This window comes from Cryobacterium sp. 10I1 (genome assembly GCF_035019805.1).
GTDB lineage: Bacteria > Actinomycetota > Actinomycetes > Actinomycetales > Microbacteriaceae > Cryobacterium > Cryobacterium glucosi.
The window spans coordinates 1-18,184 of sequence record NZ_JASJVF010000045.1; the positions used below are offsets into that span (position 1 = coordinate 1).

The following is an 18,184-nucleotide window of genomic DNA, read 5'->3' on the forward strand; positions in this document are numbered from 1 at the left end:
GTGCCAGGAACACCTGTTGCTGCGCCTGCCCGACCGGGCCGAACACCTCGCCGCAGGGGGACAGGCGGCCCAGTTCGACCCAACCCTCCCTCCCGGCGGCGGACACTGGCGTGGCCGGCGCATCCAGGTGCTCGCTCCACAATCTCCTGTCCCGCACACGGCTGCATCCCCGGTCGCCGGCAGACCGGACCGCGCAGTCCCCGGCCCTGACGCGCGCCCGACCGCGACCGTACTCGCTCTCGCAGCGGGCACATCGATCATCCACGTGAGCGGGTCCCCGGCCCGCTCCGCCGCTCACCTTCGAGCGGATGCCGCGCACCCGGACGTTGTGGAGCTGACCGCCGGTGCCGGTGCCGCGAAACCGGAGGCAGTCCTGGCCCGGCATGGCGCGGCGACCGTCTTCATCGGGGATCCCGAGACCTGGCAGGCCAACTGGTCGCTCCTGGCCGCGCTTCGGGTTCATTCACCCATCGTCTTCGACGGCTGCACCCTCGCCGATTACCGCATGCTGACCCGCAGGCGGGATCTCCCGCCACCCCTGGCACCCGGCCGCGGCCATCTCTGGTCCCTGTCGCCCGAAGGCGACCTCAGCAGGGTGGCCTTCGGTGCGGCGTGATTCCGGTCGGGCCTCGGGCGCCACCCGACCAGCGCAAGCGCCCATTTCGAGTGTCAAACGACGCCGAGACCACTGATTTCGTGACAAGTGCGTTACGTAATCGATGATTTGGTCACTCAGCCGTGACTAACGGCCCGCGCTGTGCGAGTATCTAGCAACTCACCCGTCGTCGTGTGGGTGTTCGCTCGCTGAAACGCAAGGAGACCCCAGACATGATGCCGAGGCCGTTGCCCGCCGACCCGATGATCCGCCAGCTCGTCCGCCAGGCCCAGCATGCCACCCTGGGTCGTCGCACCCTGCTCGCCGGAGCGGGCGCCGGGGCCGCGGCCCTCGCCCTTGCTGCGTGCTCCACCGGTGGAGCAGCCAAGCCCTCCGCGGCCGCCGACGTCTCCGATTCAGACAAAACCATCCGCTGGGACAACTGGGCGCTCTACATCGATGTAGACGACGCCGGCAGCTACCCCACGCTTGCGGCGTTCACCGCCGAAACCGGCATCAAGGTCGCGTACACGGAAGCCGTCGACGACAACAACACCTACTACGGCAAGGTCAAGGACCAGCTCGCCCTCGGCAAAGACATCGGCGCCGATGTCGCGTGCCTCACCGACTGGATGGTGGGCCGGCTGATCCGCTTCGGTTACACCCAGGGCCTCGACCACGCGAACATCCCCAACCTGAGCAACCTGCTCCCGTCCCTCAAGGACGTCGACTTCGACCCGGGTCGCGCGATGAGCGTGCCGTGGCAGGGCGGCTTCGCCGGGATCGCCTGGAACAAGGAAAAGCTCCCCAACGGCTTCACCTCGGTCTCCGAGCTGTGGGACCCGAGCCTCAAGGGCCGCATCGGCGTCCTCTCCGAGATGCGGGACACGATGGGCCTGATCATGCTCGACCAGGGCGTCGATATCTCCGGGAAGTGGGGCGACTCCGAATTCGGCGCCGCGATCGACGAGTTCAAGAAGCAGGTCGCCAACGGCCAGGTCCGCAACATCAAGGGCAACTCCTACAAGGAAGACCTCGTCAACGAGGACACCCTCGCCGCCATCGTCTGGTCGGGCGACATCGTGCAGCTCAACGCCGAAAACGGCGACAAGTGGGGCTTCGCCGTGCCCGAGAAGGGCGGAACGCTCTGGAACGACAACTTCATCGTTCCGATCGGGTCCCCGCGCAAGAAGAACGTCGAAAAGCTGATCAACTACTACTACGAGCCAGAGGTCGCCGCAGAGGTCGCCGCGTACGTGAACTACATCACCCCCGTCGCCGGTGCGAAGGAAGCCGCGATGGCGATCGACCCCGAGCTCGCGAACAACCAGCTGATCTTCCCTGACGCCTCGACCCTCGCGAAGGCGCACGTGTTCCGCACCCTCGACGGGACAGAGGAACAGAAGTACGGCGCCGACTTCCAGTCGATCCTGCTGGGAGCCTAGGGTGGCATCCGGCACCTTCGCCGATTCGGGTGCCGACCTCGAACTGGTCGGAATCCAGAAGCGTTTCCCCGGCTTCACGGCCATCGAACACCTCGATCTCTCGATCCCGGCCGGCTCCTTCTTCGCCCTGCTCGGCCCGTCCGGCTGTGGCAAGACCACGACGCTCCGGCTCGTCGCCGGCCTCGAGGAGCCGACCGCCGGCAGCATCCTGATCGGCGGGGCGGATGTCACGCAGCAGAAGGCCTTCCAGCGCCCGGTCAACACGGTGTTCCAGAGCTATGCGCTCTTCCCGCACATGACGGTCCTCGAAAACGTCGCCTTCGGACTCCGCCGCCGGAAGATCGCCGACCCGGTCGGCAAGGCGCACGAGGCGCTCCGGCTCGTCGAGCTCGACCACCTCGCCGCGCGCAAGCCACAGCAGCTGTCCGGCGGGCAGCAGCAGCGGGTCGCCCTCGCCAGGGCGATCGTGAACAAGCCGGCACTCCTGTTGCTCGACGAACCGCTCGGGGCCCTCGACCTCAAGCTGCGCCGCCAGATGCAGCTCGAACTCAAAACCATCCAGGAGGAAGTCGGCCTCACCTTCCTGCATGTCACCCACGACCAGGAGGAGGCCATGACCATGGCCGACACCATCGCGGTGATGAACAAGGGCCGGATCGAACAGATGGGTGCGCCCGAGCTGCTCTACGAGCTGCCGAAGACGGCGTTCGTCGCGAACTTCCTCGGCCAGTCGAACCTCTTCACCGGGCCCGTCATCGGCAGCACGAGCACCTCGATCACCGTCGACATCGCCGGGCACCGGGTACTGGTCCCCGCCGACCGGGCGCACCGCCACGCCGGCGAGGTCACGATCGGCGTCCGGCCGGAGAAGATGTGGCTGCATCGCAAGGCGCCCGTCGAGGCCGCCGACCGCAATGTCATGGGTCCCGGCCGGGTGATCGACGTGTCATTCAGCGGCGTGAGCACCCAGTATCTCGTCGCCGTGCCGTACATCGGCACCCTGATCGTCTTCGCCCAGAACATGGCCTTCGGCCCGGTGGCGGATGTCGGCGACGAGGTCTGGCTCGACTGGCACGTCGAGCACGGCTTCGGCCTCGAAGACGAACCCGTTCCGGGAGCCGGGCCCCGGTTCGCCGCGGACACCGACACCCGGAGCATCGCGGCGCAGCGCCGCGAGTCCCTCGTCACGGAGCTCGAGGAGGCCTAGTGGCGTTCGCGGCCTTCGCCACCACGACTGCGCAGGCAGACCCGGCCCCGCGGCGACGCAGCCGGGTCGCCATCCTGTTGCTGTTGCCCGGCATCCTCTATCTCGTTCTGTTCTTCCTGACCCCGCTCGTCTCGCTCCTGATCACCTCGTTCCAGGCCCCTGCGGAATTCGGGGACATCGGCCAGTACACCTACGCGTTCAACTGGCAGAACTACGTCGACGTCGTCACCGATTACTGGCCGCACATCGTGCGGTCCTTCGCCTTCGCCCTCGCCGCGACGGTGCTCGCCCTGCTGTTCAGCTACCCGCTCGCGTACTTCATCGGTGTGACCGCGCGGCGCTGGCCGCTGCTGCAGAGCCTGATGCTCGTGCTCGTGATCGCCCCGTTCTTCATCAGCTTCCTGCTGCGCACCCTGGCCTGGAAGCAGCTCCTCTCCGACGAGTCCTTCGTCGTGACGAGCCTCAAGGCCGTCTCGCTGCTGGCACCGGATGCCCACCTCACCGGGACCCCGATCGCCGTCATCTTCGGGTTGACCTACAATTTCATCCCGTTCATGACACTTCCGCTCTACACGACTCTGGAGCGGCTCGACCTGCGCTACCTCGAGGCGGCGAGCGACCTGTACGCGCACCCGTTCGAGGTGTTCCGCAAGGTGACGATTCCATTGTCGATGCCAGGGATCGTCGCGGGCACCCTGCTGACCTTCATCCCCGCCGCCGGCGACTATGTCAACGCGAGTCGCGACTTCCTGGGCGGACCGGACAGCCAGATGATCGGCAACGTGATCGAGGCCAACTTCCTGGTCCTGTTGAACTACCCGGCGGCCGCGGCGCTCTCGATCATCCTGATGAGCGTGATTCTCGTGATCGTCGGAATCTACGTCAAGCGCGCGGGCACGGAGGAACTGCTGTGAAAATCTCCCTCGGCAGATGGCTGCTGCCGGTCTACTCCGCCCTCGTCCTGCTGTTCCTGATGGTTCCGATCGCCTACACGTTCGTCTTCTCGTTCAACGATTCGCTGAAGTCGAACATCACCTGGCGCGGGTTCACCTTCGACAAGTGGCTCAACGTCTGCGCCGTGCAGAACGGCGCGGTCTGCGAGGCGTTCGGAAACAGCCTCGTGATCGGCTCGGTCGCGACCGTGCTTGCGACCGTGATGGGCACCATGATCGCGATCGCCATCGTGCGCTACCGGTTCCGGTTCCGCTCGGCGACGAGTCTCCTGCTGTTCCTGCCGATGGCCACCCCCGAGGTCGTGCTCGGCGCGGGACTGGCCGCGCAGTTCCTGTCGCTCGGCGTCGCCAAGGACATGACCACGATCATCCTCGCGCACACGATGTTCTGCATCAGCTTCGTCGTCGTGACCGTCAAGGCCCGCGTCGCGAGCCTCGACCCCGCGCTCGAGGAGGCCGGGCGGGACCTCTACGGCTCGTCGACCCAGGTCTTCCTCAGGGTGACGCTCCCGCTGCTGGTCCCCGGCATCCTCGCCGCCGCCCTGCTGTCCTTTGCGCTGAGCTTCGACGACTTCATCATCACGAACTTCAACTCGGGCGCGGTGACGACCTTCCCGAAGTACATCTACATCTCAGCGGCCCGCGGCATCCCGGCCGAGGCGAACGTGATCGCCTCCGCCGTCTTCATCTTCGCGCTCGTCGTCGTCGTCACCGCGCAGGTGTCCTCCGCGGCACGGGCGAAACGGCTCGCCCGGCAGGGGTAGTGGGTGAGTCGTCAGCGGTAGCTCGCGTGAATGCGCCCGACCGGGTGGCCGCCGCCGTACACGGCGAGGCCGAGGTCGGGGAGCAGCGCCTCGACATCCGTGTGTGCGATCGCGCCGGCGTCGGCGAGCAGGTTGAGCGCCACGAGCGTCGCCGCGCGCAGGCTGCCGTCCAGGATCTTGAGGGCGACCGTCGTTCCGTTCGGGGCGGCCGCGACCATGATGCCTTCAGCGCCGCCCTTCACGAACAGGCCGAGCCGATCGATCACGAGGGTGTCCGACTTGCCGGGGCCCGCGACGACCCAGCCGTTCTGGCGAACGGCCTCGGAGAGGAAGCCGGCCTCGCGGTAGATCGCGAACGGCGAGTTCGACTTGGACGAGGCGATCCGGCCGATACCGCGCGCCAGCCCGGCGAGGGAGAGCGCGTGCACGGGCGCGCCGCAGCCGTCGACACCCGAGGCGGCCGGGCGTTCGCCGGTGAAGCGTTCGACGACATCGAGAATGCGTTTCTGCAGCGGATGCTCCGGCTCGAGATACCCGGTCAGCGGCCACTCGTTCTGCACGCACGCCACGAGCATCGCCGCGTGCTTGCCCGAGCACTCCATGTAGATGGGGGCCTGGCCGGCGCCGAGGCGCACGAGCGCGTCGCGGGTGGCGTGGTCGATCGGCCAGGCCGGCGGGCACGCGAGCGCGGTCTCCGGGATTCCGGCCCGGGAGAGCAGGCCGCGCACGAGGTCGGCGTGCCGCTGGGTGCCGGTGTGGCTCGCCGTCGCGATCGCGGCGTCCTCGCCGCGCAGGGTGACGCCGCTCGCCATCACGGCGACGGCCTGGAACGGCTTCATCGACGAGCGCGGGAAGACCGGACTCGTCACGTCGCCGAGGGAGCGGAGCACAGCGCCCTCAGCCGTGAGCACGACGGCGGAACCGGCATGCCTCGATTCGACGAAGCCGCTGCGTTCGACGACGGCGAGTTCGACGGCATCCGTCACGGCGAAGGTCTGCACGGGGTGCGGGAGCTGGGTGTGCCCGATTGTGTCCGCGAACGACACTAGAGCGCGGCGATCGCGTCGTCGATGACCGAGAGGGCATCGAGGAGCAGGACGTCGGTGACGGCAAGGCTCGGCAGGAAGCGGAGCACGTTGCCGTAGGTGCCCGCTGTCAGCAGCAGAACGCCGTGCTGGGCGGCGTATGCGGCGATCGAGTTGACCGCGGCGGCGTTGGCGACCTTGGTCGTCGCCCCAGTGCCCGGCTGCACGAGCTCGATCGCGATCATCGCGCCACGACCACGGATGTCCCCGATGATGTCGTACTTGTCCTTCAGCTTCCCGAGGCCCGCACGAAGGGTCTTCTCGATCCGCTGTCCCTCCGCGAGGAGGTTGTTCTTCTCGATGGCCTCGAAGACGGCGATCGCGGCTGCGCAGGAGACCGGGTTGCCGCCGAAGGTGCCGCCGAGGCCGCCGGTCTGGGAAGCGTCCATGATCTCGGCGCGTCCCGTGACCGCCGCGAGGGGGAAGCCGCCGGCGATGCCCTTGGCCGTCAGCACGAGGTCGGGGACCCAGCCGAAGTGCTCGCTCGCGTAGTAGGCGCCGGTGCGGGCCATGCCGCTCTGGATCTCGTCGGCGATCATGACGACGCCGTTGGCGGTGCACCACTCCTGCAGGGCGGTGAAGTACCCCTCTGCGGCGACCATGAAGCCGCCTTCGCCCTGGATCGGTTCGACCACGAGGCAGGCCAGGTCGGACGCGCCGATGACCTTGTCGAGGTAGGCGATCGTGCGTGCCGCGGCATCCGCCCCGCTGAGGCCGTCGTGATAGGGGTAGGAGCTCGGCACGTGGTAGACGTCGCTCGCGAGCGGGCCGTAGCCGGTCGCATACGGCATGGCCTTGTAGTTCATCGCCATCGTGAGCACGGTGCGGCCGTGGTACGCGTGGTCGAGCACGGCGACGGCCCGGCGGCCGGTGAACTTGCGGGCGATCTTCACGCCGTTCTCCACGGCTTCTGCACCCGAGTTGATCAGCACCGACTTCTTGGCGAAATCACCAGGGGTGTGCTCGGCGAGGAGCTCGCAGACGCGCACGTATTCCTCGTACGGCGTGACCGTGAAGAGGGTGTGGATGAAGTCCTCTGCCTGCCCGACCGCGGCGGCGACGACGCTCGCCTCGGTGTGGCCGATCGTCGTGACGCCGATGCCGGCGCCGAGGTCGATGAACTGGTTGCCGTCGACGTCGACGACGATGGCACCGTGGGCCTTCACGATGTACACCGGGAGAGCGGAGCCGACGCCGCCGGACACCGTCGCGAGGCGGCGCTTCTGCAGTTCGACCGAACGCGGGCCCGGGACGGCCGTGACGATGCGTCGCTCCTGCGTGACCGAGGGAGCAGTGGACGTGGGGGTCGAGGGCGTCAGCGTGTCAGTCATGATGCGTCCAGTTTACCCAGTGTCGTTTCCCGGTTGGGGTAGCGCCCTGAGAGAATCGGGGAATGAAAATCGAGCACCACTACGACGTGCGGGTGGCCTGGACGGGCAACCGCGGAACGGGAACGAGCGACTACCGGGCGTACGGTCGCGACCATGTGGTTTCGGCGGAGGGCAAGCATCCGCTCGAGGGGTCGTCTGACCGAACGTTCCACGGTGATGCCGACCGCTGGAACCCCGAGGAACTACTGCTCGCGGCCCTGAGCCAGTGCCACATGCTGTCCTACCTGCACGTGGCCGCGCGGAACGGTGTCGTCGTGGTCGGCTACACCGACGACGCGACCGGCACGATGGTACAGACGAGGGATGGCGGCGGTCACTTCACCGAGGCTATGCTGCGTCCGCGGGTCACCGTGGCCGATCCCGGCCAGGTGGAGCTCGCGCACTCGCTGCACGCCGAGGCGGCCCGGGAGTGCTTCATCGCAGCTTCCGTGAACTTCCCGGTGCGCCACGAACCCGAAACCGTCGCCGTTCCCTGACCCTCGGGCCAGGGAACGGGCGAGGTTCACACGCCGGAGAGGGCGCGGAGGGTTTCCTCGATGACGGATGCCGCGTCGTCGATGAGTTCCTCGGAGATGACGACGGAGGGCATGATCCGCAGCACGGAGTCCCAGCTGCCGGCATCGAGCACGATCACGCCGTGCGAGGTCGCGTGCTTGAGGATCGCGGTGAGCGCCTCGGGGTACGGCGTGGTCGTTCCGGGGTGCACCAGCTCGACGCCGAACATGGCGCCCTTGCCGCGTACCTCGCCGACGACGGAGAACTTCTCGGCCCAGTCGCCGATGCGGGCCCAGAGGGCCTTCTCGACGCGCCTGGCTTCGCCGAGCAGGTCGTCGCGTTCGATGATCTCGAGCACCTTGAGCGCTGCCGCGGTCGAAACCGGGTTGCCGCCGAAGGTTCCGCCGATGCCGCCGGGCTGGACGGCATCCATGATGTCGGCGCGACCGGTGACGGCGGCGAGCGGGAAGCCGCCCGCGATGCCCTTTGCCGTGGTGACGAGGTCAGGGACGACGCCGTGGTGCTCGATCGCGTACCAGACGCCGGTGCGGGCGATGCCGGCCTGGATCTCGTCGGAGACGAAGACGATGCCGTTCTCGGTGCAGAACTCGCTGATCCGCTTGAAGTAGCCGGGGGCGGGGATGACGATGCCGCCATCGCCCTGGATCGGCTCGACGAAGAACGCCGCGATCTCGGTGGCGCCGATGTGGGTCGTGATGTAGTCGATCGTCTTCTCGGCGGCTTCCTCGCCGGTCAGGCCGTCGCGGTACGGGTAGCTCGTCGGGACGCTGTAGATCTCGCCGGGGAACGGGCCCATGCCGGCGCGTTCCGGCCAGGGCCGGTACGTCATCGTCATGGTCAGGTTGGTGCGGCCGTGGAAGGCATGGTCGAGCGCGACGATGGCGCGGCGCCCGGTGAACTTGCGGGCGATCTTGACCGCGTTCTCGACGGCCTCGGCACCGGTGTTGACCAGGATCGACTTCTTCGGGAAGTCACCGGGGGTGATCTCGGCGAGCTTCTCGGCGACGGCGACGTAGTTCTCGTACGGCGTGACGGTGAAGAGGGTGTGGGTCAGCTTCGCGGCCTGCGCGGCAGCGGCCTCCGCGACCTCGGCGTTCGCGTGCCCGATCGTGGTGACTCCGATGCCGCAGCCCATGTCGATGATCTGGTTGCCGTCGACGTCGACGAGGATCGCGCCGGCTCCGTGGTCCATGTAGATGTTGACGAGCGTGCCGGCTCCGCGGGACACCGAGTTGACCCGGCGTTCCTGCAGTTCAATGGACTTGGGGCCCGGCAGGGCGGTGACGAGTTTACGTTTTTGGGGGACCGAGTACGAAGCAGACATGGGTCCAGCTTAGTTTGCAGCGATTTCCCCGGTGTTTCCGCGCGCCGGTAGCTGCTGAACCCGGCTAGACGCGTTCTCGCGGGAAGACCTTGTCTGCGAGCCCGTGCAGCCCGGGGCGGGGTGATTCGTTGTACCGCCCGGCGAGCTCCTGGCCGGAGAGCTGGTGGATCGCGGCCATGATCTCGTCGGTGGCCTGGCGCCTGGCCCGGCCTGAGGTCGCGGGCCCGTGGCGGCTCACGTCGATCGGTTCGCCGAAGTTCACGGTGATCTTCCGCACCCGCGGGATCCTGGTGCCGACGGGCTGGATCTCCTGGGTGCCGATCAGGCCGACCGGCACGACGACGGCACCCGTCGTGAGGGCGAGCCAGGCGACGCCGGTGCGCCCCTTGTAGAGCCGTCCGTCGAGGGAGCGGGTGCCCTCTGGGTAGATGGCGAAGGCGCTGTCCGACTCGAGGATGCTGCGGCCCGCGTCGAGCGCGTCCTGTGCGGCCTGGCCCGCGCCGCGTTCGATCCCGACAGCACCGATCGACTCGAACCAAGTTCGGGTGAGATAGCCCTTGATTCCCGTCCCGGTGAAGTACGTCGACTTCGCAAGGTACTGCACCCGACGCGGCGTCACGAGCGGGATGACCATGCTGTCGATGAAGGAGAGGTGGTTGCTCGCGATGATGACCCGGCCGGAGCGGGGGATGTTCTCGGTCCCCGTGATGACGGGCCGGAAGATGATCCGGGCGATCGGCGCCATGACGCCGTAACTCAGGTAGTAGACGAATCCGGGACGACGGGTTCTGGGGAGATCCGAGGCGGTCTCCGCGACCTCGTCGGGCTCCTGGATAAGGGGTTCCTGGGGTTCGTCCTTGGCTCCGGTCACTGCTCGACCCTACCGCCGTGACACCCGGTACCACGAAAGCTAGCATGAGGGAATGCGCAGACGAGTAGTAATTCTCGGGTCCACCGGCTCGATCGGAACCCAGGCCCTCGATGTGATCCGGGCGAATCCCACCCGGTTCGAAGTGGTCGGACTCTCGGCAGGCGCCAACCGGGAGATGCTCGCGCAACAGGCCGAGGAATTCCAGGTCGACGACACCGCGCTCGGCGCCGACGAATCCGAACAGCTCGTGACGGATGTCGACGCCGACGTCGTGCTCAACGGCATCACGGGCTCCGTGGGGCTCGGTCCGACCCTCGCGGCGCTCAGGGCCGGGCGCACCCTCGCCCTCGCGAACAAGGAATCCCTCATCGTGGGCGGCGACCTCGTCACGGCGCTCGCCGCACCCGGGCAGATCGTGCCGGTCGACTCTGAGCATTCCGCGATCGCGCAGGCGTTGCGCTCGGGGACGGCACGTGAGGTGTCCCGGCTCGTGCTGACGGCATCCGGTGGCCCGTTCCGGGGCCGCACCCGCGAGGAGATGCGGGCCGTCACCCCCGCCCAGGCGCTCGCGCACCCGACCTGGGACATGGGGCTCGTCGTCACGACGAACTCGTCGACCCTCGTGAACAAGGGCCTCGAGATCATCGAGGCTCACCTGCTTTTCGATGTCGCCTACGAAGACATTGACGTCGCCGTGCACCCGCAGTCGATCGTGCACTCGATGGTCGAGTTCATCGACGGCTCGACGATCGCCCAGGCCTCGCCGCCCGACATGCGCCTGCCGATCTCGCTCGGCCTCGACTGGCCGAACCGGGTCGCCGCCGTCGGTGTTCCCCTCGATTGGACGAAGCCGCAGACCTGGACCTTCGAACCGCTCGACACCGTTGCGTTCCCGGCCGTCGCGCTCGCGAAGCAGGTCGGCCGTGCCGGTGGCACATACCCGGCCGTGTTCAACGCGGCCAATGAGCAGGCCGTCGCCGCGTTCCACGCCGGCAGGATCGGATTCCTCGACATCGTGGACACCATCCAGCGGGTCGTCGAGACCCACGAGCAGGACGGCCCGCTCACCCGGGAGTCCCTCGCGGCAGCAGAGACCTGGGCGCGCGCCGCCGCAGACAAGCTCCTCGCCCGATCTGCATAACCCCCGGCGGCCCGGGGTCAGGCGCGGTAGCTGTCCGCCGTCGTGGTGAGCGCGTCGAGCCACGGGGTGGCGACGACGCCGAGCTCGCGTTCGGTCTCCGCAGAGTCGATGATGAACGGCGACGTGAACTGGTAGCTCGAGGCGTAGACCTCACGCATCAGGGGGTTGGCCAGGCCGATGCTGCGCAGCACCCACTGTGGGTAGCCGGAGACCGAGCCCGCGCAGTCGTAGCGTTCGTTCAGCTCGGCCGCGATCTCCACGCGGCTGGCCGACGCACTCGGCACGTGCCAGATCCGGCCCCAGTCCCCGGCGTAGTCCGCGGCGGCGATCAGGGTCGAAACGATGTCGGGCAGGTAGCTCCAGCTGTGCGGGAGCTCGGGCCTGCCCACGACGCGCGCGGTCTTCGAAGCCAGGATCGCGGTGAAGAAGTCCGTGCCGAGGTGCGCGGTACCGGTCGCTCCCGGCCCGAAGTAGTCGCTCGCGCGCACCTCGACCGCCCGGATCTGCCCGGCCTCGTGCGCCGCACGCACCCGGCGCCACCCCTCCCTGCGAACCAGGCCCTTGCGCTCGGTCGTCGTCTCCGGCGTGTGCTCGGTCATCGCGCCGCGCGGTGTGCCGTAGGGGTAGAGGTTCCCCATCACAACGAGGGAGGCGCCACTCGCCGCGGCGGCTGTGATCGCCGCGCCGATGATCGGCGGCCACTGCGCGGCCCAGTCCGTGTATGGCGGGTTCGTGCAGAGGAAGATCGTCGAGGCCCCTGCCGCCGCGGCGGAGAAAGCGTCCGGGTCGCTCGCGTCGAGTACCAGCGGGGTCGCGCCGGCCGCTGCTGAGCCTGAGCGCGTCGCGATCGTGACGGTGTCCCCGCGCGCCGCGAGCCGTTCGGCGACGGGACGGCCGATCAGGCCGGCCCCGACTACAAGATGGTGAGTCATATGTCCTTCCGGCCCATGACGAGGGTCACCCGTCGCAGTTGTCCTTTTTCGGATTGCACTTGTCCTTCTTACCGTTGCCCTTGTCGTTGCCGCTGTCAACGGAAGGAGCCGGGACCGGGACGGCGGACGGAGGAGCGGAACTGAGCCTGGCCGCCTCCTCGAGCGCGGCGAGGTCTGCGGTCACACTGTCGATCGCAGCCTGGATCTCTGTCGCGCGGGTCCCCGTGACCTGGCCGGTCGCGGCCGCCGTGAGCAGGTCGGCCTGCACGGCGTCGAGGGCGGCAGAGGCGCCCGGGTAGTCGCCTGCCGCAGCGGCCTCCGTCACCGAGAGCACGCCGGACTGCAACTGGGTCGCCGTCGACGGCTGAACGGGGGAGCTGTCGGAGGCGCACCCCGTGAGGGCGGCGGCCACGAGCAGTGCGCCGCCCACGAGCGCGGCGAGGCGGCCGCGGATGCCGTTGGTACCGGTCCTGGTGCGCATGCCGATGCTCACGGTGCCACGCTTTCCTGGAGCTGTCGCAGGTGGTCGCCGAGGGTTCCGGCGACGTCGGGGTACGCCGTGGTGCTCGTGGACGGACCGGCCGGGGCATCCGCCTGCGCAGCGGGGCGCAGCGTGAAGCCGAGCACGACGATCGTGATCAGGGCGACCGCAGCGACGGCGAGCACGGCGAGACCGGTCCTGCCTGTGAGCACGCGAGGCCAGGCCGTCGACCGGGGTGGGCGAGCGGATGCGGCCGGCGCCCCGGCCGCCTGTCGTGGCTCCCCAGCACCGAAGGAAACCGTCTCGGCAGTGGACCCGGCACTGGCGAAGACGGTGGACTCGCCGGGAAGGACCCGGGTCGGGGTATCCGCCGGCGCGAAGGCGCGTGTCGCCGCATAGGCCGCCGTCGGGTCCAGCGCCTGCGTCGGGGCATCCGCCGCCGGAAGGACGCTCGTCGGGGTGTACGCCTCCGTCGTCGCGCCGGCATCGGGTGACACTGTCGCCTCCGTTATTCCCGCGATGGTTTCCGCCGCCGCCTCGGACTGTGCCAGCAGTCGCAGCCGCTGCGCGGCATCCGCCGGTCTGAGCCGTTCGTCCGGTTCGCGGCGGGTCATGCCGCCGAGCACTTCTGCCCAGGCCGGACCGAAGGCCGGGGAGATCTCCGGGTCGCGCTGCAACCGCGCCATCGCGGACTCGATCGCCGTTCCCGGGTATGCCCGCTCGCCGGTGAGGCATTCGAGCAGCACGAGACCGAGTGAGTAGACGTCGCTCGGCGCTCCGATCGTCGTGCCGAGCGCCTGTTCGGGGCTGAGATAGCCGGCCGTGCCGAGGAAGGTGCCGGTCGCCGTGAGGCGGGTCGCGTCGACGAGGCGGGCGATGCCGAAGTCGGCGAGCTTGGCGTGCGACGCGCGTCCGGGGAACCCGGAGGCGGCGAGCAGCACGTTCGCCGGCTTGATGTCGCGGTGGATGATCCCGCGTTCGTGCACGTAGTGCAGCGCTTCGGCGAGGTCGGCGCCGAGCGTTGCGACCTCCGAGCGCGGCATCGGGCCGGCGGCGATCCTCGTTCGGAGGTCGGTTCCGTCGACGAGCTCCATCACGATGAAGGTGCGCGCGGTCCCGTCGACGACCGCGGTGCCTGCGTCGAAGAGCGTGACGAGGGCGAAGTGGTTGAGGCTCGCCAGCACGGCGACTTCGCCGCTCTGCCGTTCCGAACCCGCGTCGTCCGTCGTGTCGAGCCGGAAGAGCTTGACCGCGACGGTGCGTCCGAGGGCGAGGTCGGTCGCCTCATAGACGACGGCCATCCCGCCGACGCCGATCAGGCGGTCGATCCGGAAGCGGTCAGCGAGGCTGACGCCGATGAGGCCGTCAACGGGGCGGGGACCGCCGGAGGAAAGCGAAGGCAGGGGAAACTCCATTCGGGTTCGGTACCCCCCAAGCAAACCACACCCCGCATAGCGAACCGCCAGCGGCCTGTCAGCTTCGGGTGGGTAATCTACGACTGTGGAAACCGTGCTGCTGTACATATTGGGCGTCGTGATCGTCGTCGTCGGACTCGCCCTGTCCATCGGCCTGCACGAAATCGGCCACCTGCTGCCGGCGAAGGCGTTCGGCGTCAAGGTCACCCAGTACATGATCGGCTTCGGCCCCACGCTCTGGTCGCGCCGCAAGGGCGAGACGGAATACGGCGTGAAGGCCATTCCCCTCGGTGGCTATATCTCGATGATCGGCATGTTCCCGCCCGCGAAACCCGGGGAGAAGCCGCACCCGAACAGCACGGGCTTCTTCAACCAGCTTGTGCAGGAAGGCGCTCCTGCCCAGGACCCGACAGCCCAGGACCCGAGCGCGAAGAAGCCGGGGGCCATGACGAGCCTTGTCGAAGATGCCCGGCAGTCGAGCGCCGACACGATCGGCGCCGGCGAGGAACACCGCGCCTTCTACCGCCTGGCGGTGTGGAAGCGCATCATCATCATGCTCGGCGGGCCCACCATGAACCTGCTGATCGCGGTCGTGCTCTTCGCGGTCCTCCTGATGGGCTTCGGCACCGCGCAGGCGAGCACAACGGTCGGCAGTGTGTCCGCGTGCGTGCTCCCCGCGACGAGCACCCAGACGACCTGTGCCGCGACCGACGAGAAGTCCCCGGGCGCGGCGGCGGGCCTGCAGCCCGGCGATCGCCTCGTGAGCATCGGTGGCACCGCGATCACGAGCTGGGACCAGTCGACCGGGATCATCCGCAGCTCGTCCGGCACCCCGCTCGCCGTCGTCGTCGACCGCGCCGGAACCGACGTGACTCTCACGATCACCCCCAAACTGACCGAACGGTACGTTCTCGACGCCGCGGGGAAGGTCACCACGGATGCCGACGGTAAGGCCATCACGCAGGAAGTCGGCTTCGTCGGCATCGGCCCGGCAGGCGAACTCGTCCAGCAGCCCGCCACGGCCGTGCTGCCCGCCGTCGGCGACAACGTCGGCGCCGTCGTGCACATGATCCTGAACCTCCCGCAGCGGATGGTCGACATCGTCAACGCCGCGTTCGGTCCCGGCGAGCGCGACCCGAACGGTCCGATCAGCGTCGTCGGGGTCGGCCGCGTCGCCGGCGAGATCGCGAGCATCAACACCATCCCCGTCGCGAGCAAGGCCGCGAGCCTGATCGGCCTGCTCGCCTCCCTCAACGTTGCCCTCTTCGTGTTCAACCTGATCCCGCTGATGCCGCTCGACGGAGGCCACGTCGCCGGCGCACTCTGGGAGGGCCTGCGCCGCCGGGTCGCGAAGCTCTTCAAGCGCAAGGATCCCGGCCCCGTCGACATGGCCAGGCTGATGCCGCTCACCTTCGCGGTCGTCATCCTGCTCGGCGGCATGAGCCTCCTGCTCATCTACGCCGACATCGTCAAGCCGATCAACCTCTTCGGCTGAGCCCGGCACCTTTCCGGTCGAGAGTGACCTTTCCGCGGGTCACTCCCGACCGGAACGGTCACACACAGGGGCCGCCCAGGGCCTGAACGCGCACGGGCACGTACTCCCGGGGGCGGATGCCGCGGGTCGTTCCGGCACGTAGCATCGGAATATGCCGCCACACTGGGATACCGACGCGCCGTGGTTCGACCATGAGCGCTCTCTTCCCGGCGGCCCAGGCAGCCGGATGCCCCGCGCGGGCCGCGTGCTCTTCCCCGCGATCTTCTCGTTCCTGGTCCAGGTGCCCGCCACCGTGCTGCTCGCCCGTTACGGCCGCGACTTCGGCCATGCCGGCCACGACCTCGGTGGTGAGCTCGGCGCGCCCCGGCCCGGCTGGTTCCTCGCGGTCGCCCTCGCCCTGATCGGCCCGATCGCCCTCCTCGGCGCACGCCGTTTCCCTGGCCCTGTCGCAGCCGTGTGCGCTGCGGCGGCCGGCGCGCTCATCCTGCTCCGCCCGGACGTCGGCCTGCCCTACGTCGCCCTGGGTTTCGCGATCGTGCTCGGGATCGTGCGCGGCGCGCGGGTCTGGGTCTACGCATCCGTCGCCCTGGCCTGGACGGCGACGATCGCGCTCGCCGGGACGCTCGGAGTGCCGCTTCAGCCCGCCCGTGTCGCGCTCACGACCGTCGCCCTCGCCGTGCTCTGCGCGATCGGAGAGACGGTACGCACCCGGCGCGAGCAAATGCGCGAGCTGCGCCGCCGAGCGGATGCCCGCCGCCAGTCCGCGGAACAGCGCGAGCGGGTGCGCATCGCGCGCGAACTCCACGACGTGCTCGCACATTCGCTGTCCCTGATCAACGTGCAGGCCGGAGTCGGGCTGCACCTCATCGACAGCCAGCCCGCCAAGGCGGCAGAGGCCCTCGCGAACATCAAGCTCACGAGCAAGAACGCGCTCGACGAGGTGCGCACGGTGCTCGGCATCCTGCGCGCGGACGCCGAGGGGGAGACCGGTGAGCGTGCCGGGGGAGCCGTGCCGCTCACCCCCGAGCCCGACCTGTCCCGGCTTCCCGCCCTGATCGACTCGTACAGCGCCCAGGGGCTGCACGTCTGGCTGGTCGGGCAACTGGCGCCCGTGACGGAGGCCACGACCGCCGCCACCCAGCTCGCGCTCTACCGGATCTGCCAGGAGGCACTCACCAACGTGCTGCGGCACTCGCAGACGCTCTCCGCGACCGTCCGGCTCGAGCTCGACGACGGTGACGCAGTGCTCACCGTGACCGACGAGGGCTCGACAGAGCCGCTCGACCCGGCCATCGTTCCCGGCGGCGGCCTGCTCGGTATGCGCGAACGTGCGGAACTCCTCGGCGGGAGCCTGCGGGTCGAACGACCCTCGCCGGGCGGGTTCCTCGTCGAGGCGCGCCTGCCCCTGCGGAGGAGCCGGTGATCCGCGTCGTGATCGCAGACGACCAGCAGCTGATCCGGGCCGGCTTCCGTTCGCTGCTCGAGTCCGAACCGGATCTCGAGGTCGTCGCAGACGCCGCGACGGGGACGGAAGCCGTCGAGCAGGTCACCCGGCTCCGGCCAGACGTCGTGCTGATGGACATCCGGATGCCCGGCGGCGACGGCCTCTGGGCGACAGAGCAGATCGTCGGCAACCCCGAGCTCGGGGGAACGCACATCGTGATCGTGACGACCTTCGAGCTTGACGAGTACGTCGTCCAGGCGATCCGGGCGGGCGCGAGCGGCTTCCTCGTCAAGGACACCGAACCGACCGAACTGATCCGGGCCGTGCGCGTCGCGGCGGCGGGGGACGCGCTGCTTTCGCCCGGCGTGACCCGGCGACTGCTCACCCGGCTCGAGACCGGGCTGCGGCGCCCGAGCGATCCGGCGGCGCTGGCCGTGCTCACGGACCGGGAGCGCGAGGTGCTCGCGCTCGTCGGCCGGGGGCTCACGAACACCGAAATCGGCGTTCGGCTATTCCTGAGCCCGCTCACCGCGAAGACGCACGTGTCGCGGATCATGTCGAAGCTCGCCGCGCGCGACCGTGTGCAACTCGTGATCCTTGCCTACGAGACGGGCCTCGTCAGCGACGGCTGGTGACCTGCACCCCGGGGAGTAGTCCAAGTGCCTCCTCCGGGCCGATGCCCCGGCGAGCGGGGCCGGAAAGAATCGGATCATCGGTTCTTCCCCACCGAGGCCCCGCAGGGGGTCCTCACACAGATTGGACTCACCATGCTTTCGACAGCGGTTCTCACCGGGTTCGCCACCCATATGGGCTACGGCCCCGGCTGGGGCGGCGGGCCGGTCTGGTTGTTCTTCCTGATCCCCTTCTTCGGCCTGCTCCTCGTGGTCGCCCTGTTCGCGATCCTCGGCAGGCGCTGGCGTCGTCACGGCGGACCCGGATTCTGCGGCCACCCCGGCTGGCAGGCGTGGCAGGCGGCCCAGGCCGGGCAGGCCGACGGCACCCGCAGCGCCGAGAAGACCCTCGCCGAGCGCTTCGCCCAGGGCGACATCGACGAGGTCGAGTATCGGGCCCGCCTCGAGGTGCTCCGCGCCAACCGCGCGGACCCCACTCCCGGCGCCCCACTCC

Annotated in this window: 17 protein-coding genes and 1 pseudogene; 11 read left to right on the plus strand and 7 right to left on the minus strand. The window is 69.0% G+C overall.

Annotation, left to right across the window (positions count from 1 at the left end; all coding sequences use genetic code 11):
• The 5 genes and pseudogenes from QN345_RS06430 to QN345_RS06450 form a co-directional block, all read left to right on the plus strand.
• Positions 1-616, plus strand: a pseudogene (locus tag QN345_RS06430) (hypothetical protein); the annotation flags it as partial.
• Between the two features lie 212 nt (positions 617-828).
• Complete coding sequence (locus QN345_RS06435; protein ID WP_134445876.1) at positions 829-2,040, plus strand: ABC transporter substrate-binding protein; 1,212 nt, start codon at positions 829-831, stop codon at positions 2,038-2,040.
• Position 2,041: 1 nt separating this feature from the next.
• Positions 2,042-3,247, plus strand: a complete 1,206-nt coding sequence (locus QN345_RS06440) for an ABC transporter ATP-binding protein (RefSeq protein ID WP_134445875.1) — start codon at positions 2,042-2,044, stop codon at positions 3,245-3,247.
• The gene (locus QN345_RS06445) at positions 3,247-4,161 is read left to right on the plus strand and encodes an ABC transporter permease (protein ID WP_134445874.1); all 915 of its coding nucleotides are present in this window, start codon (positions 3,247-3,249) and stop codon (positions 4,159-4,161) included. Before QN345_RS06440 ends, QN345_RS06445 begins: the two co-directional genes overlap by 1 nt.
• Positions 4,158-4,964: an ABC transporter permease gene (locus QN345_RS06450; protein WP_323508515.1), complete on the plus strand. Its 807-nt coding sequence runs from the start codon at positions 4,158-4,160 to the stop codon at positions 4,962-4,964. Before QN345_RS06445 ends, QN345_RS06450 begins: the two co-directional genes overlap by 4 nt.
• A gap of 11 nt (positions 4,965-4,975) precedes the next feature.
• On the opposite strand, the gene QN345_RS06455 is transcribed toward QN345_RS06450, so the two are convergent.
• Both QN345_RS06455 and gabT read right to left on the minus strand, forming a co-directional pair.
• Positions 4,976-6,010 carry an asparaginase gene (locus tag QN345_RS06455; RefSeq protein ID WP_241975397.1) on the minus strand — a complete coding sequence of 345 codons (1,035 nt, stop codon included), beginning with the start codon at positions 6,008-6,010 and terminating at the stop codon, positions 4,976-4,978.
• Positions 6,010-7,380, minus strand: a complete 1,371-nt coding sequence (gene gabT / locus QN345_RS06460) for a 4-aminobutyrate--2-oxoglutarate transaminase (protein WP_134564176.1) — start codon at positions 7,378-7,380, stop codon at positions 6,010-6,012. The genes QN345_RS06455 and gabT overlap by 1 nt, the downstream gene beginning before the upstream one ends.
• A 62-nt stretch (positions 7,381-7,442) precedes the next feature.
• Between gabT and QN345_RS06465 the strand changes: the two genes are divergently transcribed.
• Positions 7,443-7,916, plus strand: a complete 474-nt coding sequence (locus tag QN345_RS06465) for an OsmC family protein (protein WP_134445872.1) — start codon at positions 7,443-7,445, stop codon at positions 7,914-7,916.
• A gap of 26 nt (positions 7,917-7,942) precedes the next feature.
• Here the strand turns inward: QN345_RS06465 and QN345_RS06470 are convergent, their stop codons facing one another.
• Complete coding sequence (locus QN345_RS06470) at positions 7,943-9,280, minus strand: aminotransferase class III-fold pyridoxal phosphate-dependent enzyme (RefSeq protein WP_134445871.1); 1,338 nt, start codon at positions 9,278-9,280, stop codon at positions 7,943-7,945.
• Between the two features lie 64 nt (positions 9,281-9,344).
• Positions 9,345-10,151 (minus strand): lysophospholipid acyltransferase family protein, encoded by an 807-nt coding sequence (locus QN345_RS06475; protein WP_370294610.1) that lies wholly within the window; start codon positions 10,149-10,151, stop codon positions 9,345-9,347.
• A gap of 52 nt (positions 10,152-10,203) precedes the next feature.
• On the opposite strand from QN345_RS06475, the gene dxr reads away from it, so the two are divergent.
• A complete protein-coding gene (gene dxr, locus QN345_RS06480; RefSeq protein ID WP_134445870.1) occupies positions 10,204-11,292 on the plus strand; it encodes a 1-deoxy-D-xylulose-5-phosphate reductoisomerase in 1,089 nt (362 codons plus the stop codon).
• A gap of 17 nt (positions 11,293-11,309) precedes the next feature.
• Here dxr and QN345_RS06485 read toward each other — a convergent pair whose 3' ends face one another.
• The 3 genes from QN345_RS06485 to QN345_RS06495 are packed head-to-tail and all read right to left on the minus strand — an operon-like array spanning position 11,310 to position 14,120.
• Positions 11,310-12,224: an NAD-dependent epimerase/dehydratase family protein gene (locus tag QN345_RS06485; RefSeq protein ID WP_134445869.1), complete on the minus strand. Its 915-nt coding sequence runs from the start codon at positions 12,222-12,224 to the stop codon at positions 11,310-11,312.
• 25 nt (positions 12,225-12,249) lie between these two features.
• The gene (locus tag QN345_RS06490) at positions 12,250-12,717 is read right to left on the minus strand and encodes a hypothetical protein (protein ID WP_322188194.1); all 468 of its coding nucleotides are present in this window, start codon (positions 12,715-12,717) and stop codon (positions 12,250-12,252) included.
• On the minus strand, positions 12,714-14,120 hold the full coding sequence (locus QN345_RS06495; protein WP_322188192.1) for a serine/threonine-protein kinase: 1,407 nt from the start codon (positions 14,118-14,120) through the stop codon (positions 12,714-12,716). The genes QN345_RS06490 and QN345_RS06495 overlap by 4 nt, the downstream gene beginning before the upstream one ends.
• Positions 14,121-14,205: 85 nt before the next feature.
• Between QN345_RS06495 and QN345_RS06500 the strand changes: the two genes are divergently transcribed.
• The 4 genes from QN345_RS06500 to QN345_RS06515 form a co-directional block, all read left to right on the plus strand.
• Positions 14,206-15,615 (plus strand): RIP metalloprotease, encoded by a 1,410-nt coding sequence (locus tag QN345_RS06500; protein WP_322188190.1) that lies wholly within the window; start codon positions 14,206-14,208, stop codon positions 15,613-15,615.
• A gap of 151 nt (positions 15,616-15,766) precedes the next feature.
• Positions 15,767-17,038 carry a sensor histidine kinase gene (locus tag QN345_RS06505; protein ID WP_198413641.1) on the plus strand — a complete coding sequence of 424 codons (1,272 nt, stop codon included), beginning with the start codon at positions 15,767-15,769 and terminating at the stop codon, positions 17,036-17,038.
• Positions 17,035-17,694 (plus strand): response regulator, encoded by a 660-nt coding sequence (locus tag QN345_RS06510; RefSeq protein WP_134561517.1) that lies wholly within the window; start codon positions 17,035-17,037, stop codon positions 17,692-17,694. Before QN345_RS06505 ends, QN345_RS06510 begins: the two co-directional genes overlap by 4 nt.
• A 132-nt stretch (positions 17,695-17,826) precedes the next feature.
• A partial coding sequence (locus QN345_RS06515; protein ID WP_323508516.1) for an SHOCT domain-containing protein occupies positions 17,827-18,184 on the plus strand: 358 nt, incomplete at its 3' end.

Excerpts from the sequence above, each read along its gene's own strand:
- dxr (WP_134445870.1), top strand. The coding sequence starts at position 10,204 with ATGCGCAGACGAGTAGTAATTCTCGGGTCCACCGGCTCGATCGGAACC.
- QN345_RS06465 (WP_134445872.1), top strand. The coding sequence starts at position 7,443 with ATGAAAATCGAGCACCACTACGACGTGCGGGTGGCCTGGACGGGCAAC.
- QN345_RS06435 (WP_134445876.1), top strand. The coding sequence starts at position 829 with ATGATGCCGAGGCCGTTGCCCGCCGACCCGATGATCCGCCAGCTCGTC.
- gabT (WP_134564176.1), bottom strand. The coding sequence starts at position 7,380 with ATGACTGACACGCTGACGCCCTCGACCCCCACGTCCACTGCTCCCTCG.
- QN345_RS06470 (WP_134445871.1), bottom strand. The coding sequence starts at position 9,280 with ATGTCTGCTTCGTACTCGGTCCCCCAAAAACGTAAACTCGTCACCGCC.
- QN345_RS06485 (WP_134445869.1), bottom strand. The coding sequence starts at position 12,224 with ATGACTCACCATCTTGTAGTCGGGGCCGGCCTGATCGGCCGTCCCGTC.
- QN345_RS06505 (WP_198413641.1), top strand. The coding sequence starts at position 15,767 with ATGCCGCCACACTGGGATACCGACGCGCCGTGGTTCGACCATGAGCGC.
- QN345_RS06495 (WP_322188192.1), bottom strand. The coding sequence starts at position 14,120 with ATGGAGTTTCCCCTGCCTTCGCTTTCCTCCGGCGGTCCCCGCCCCGTT.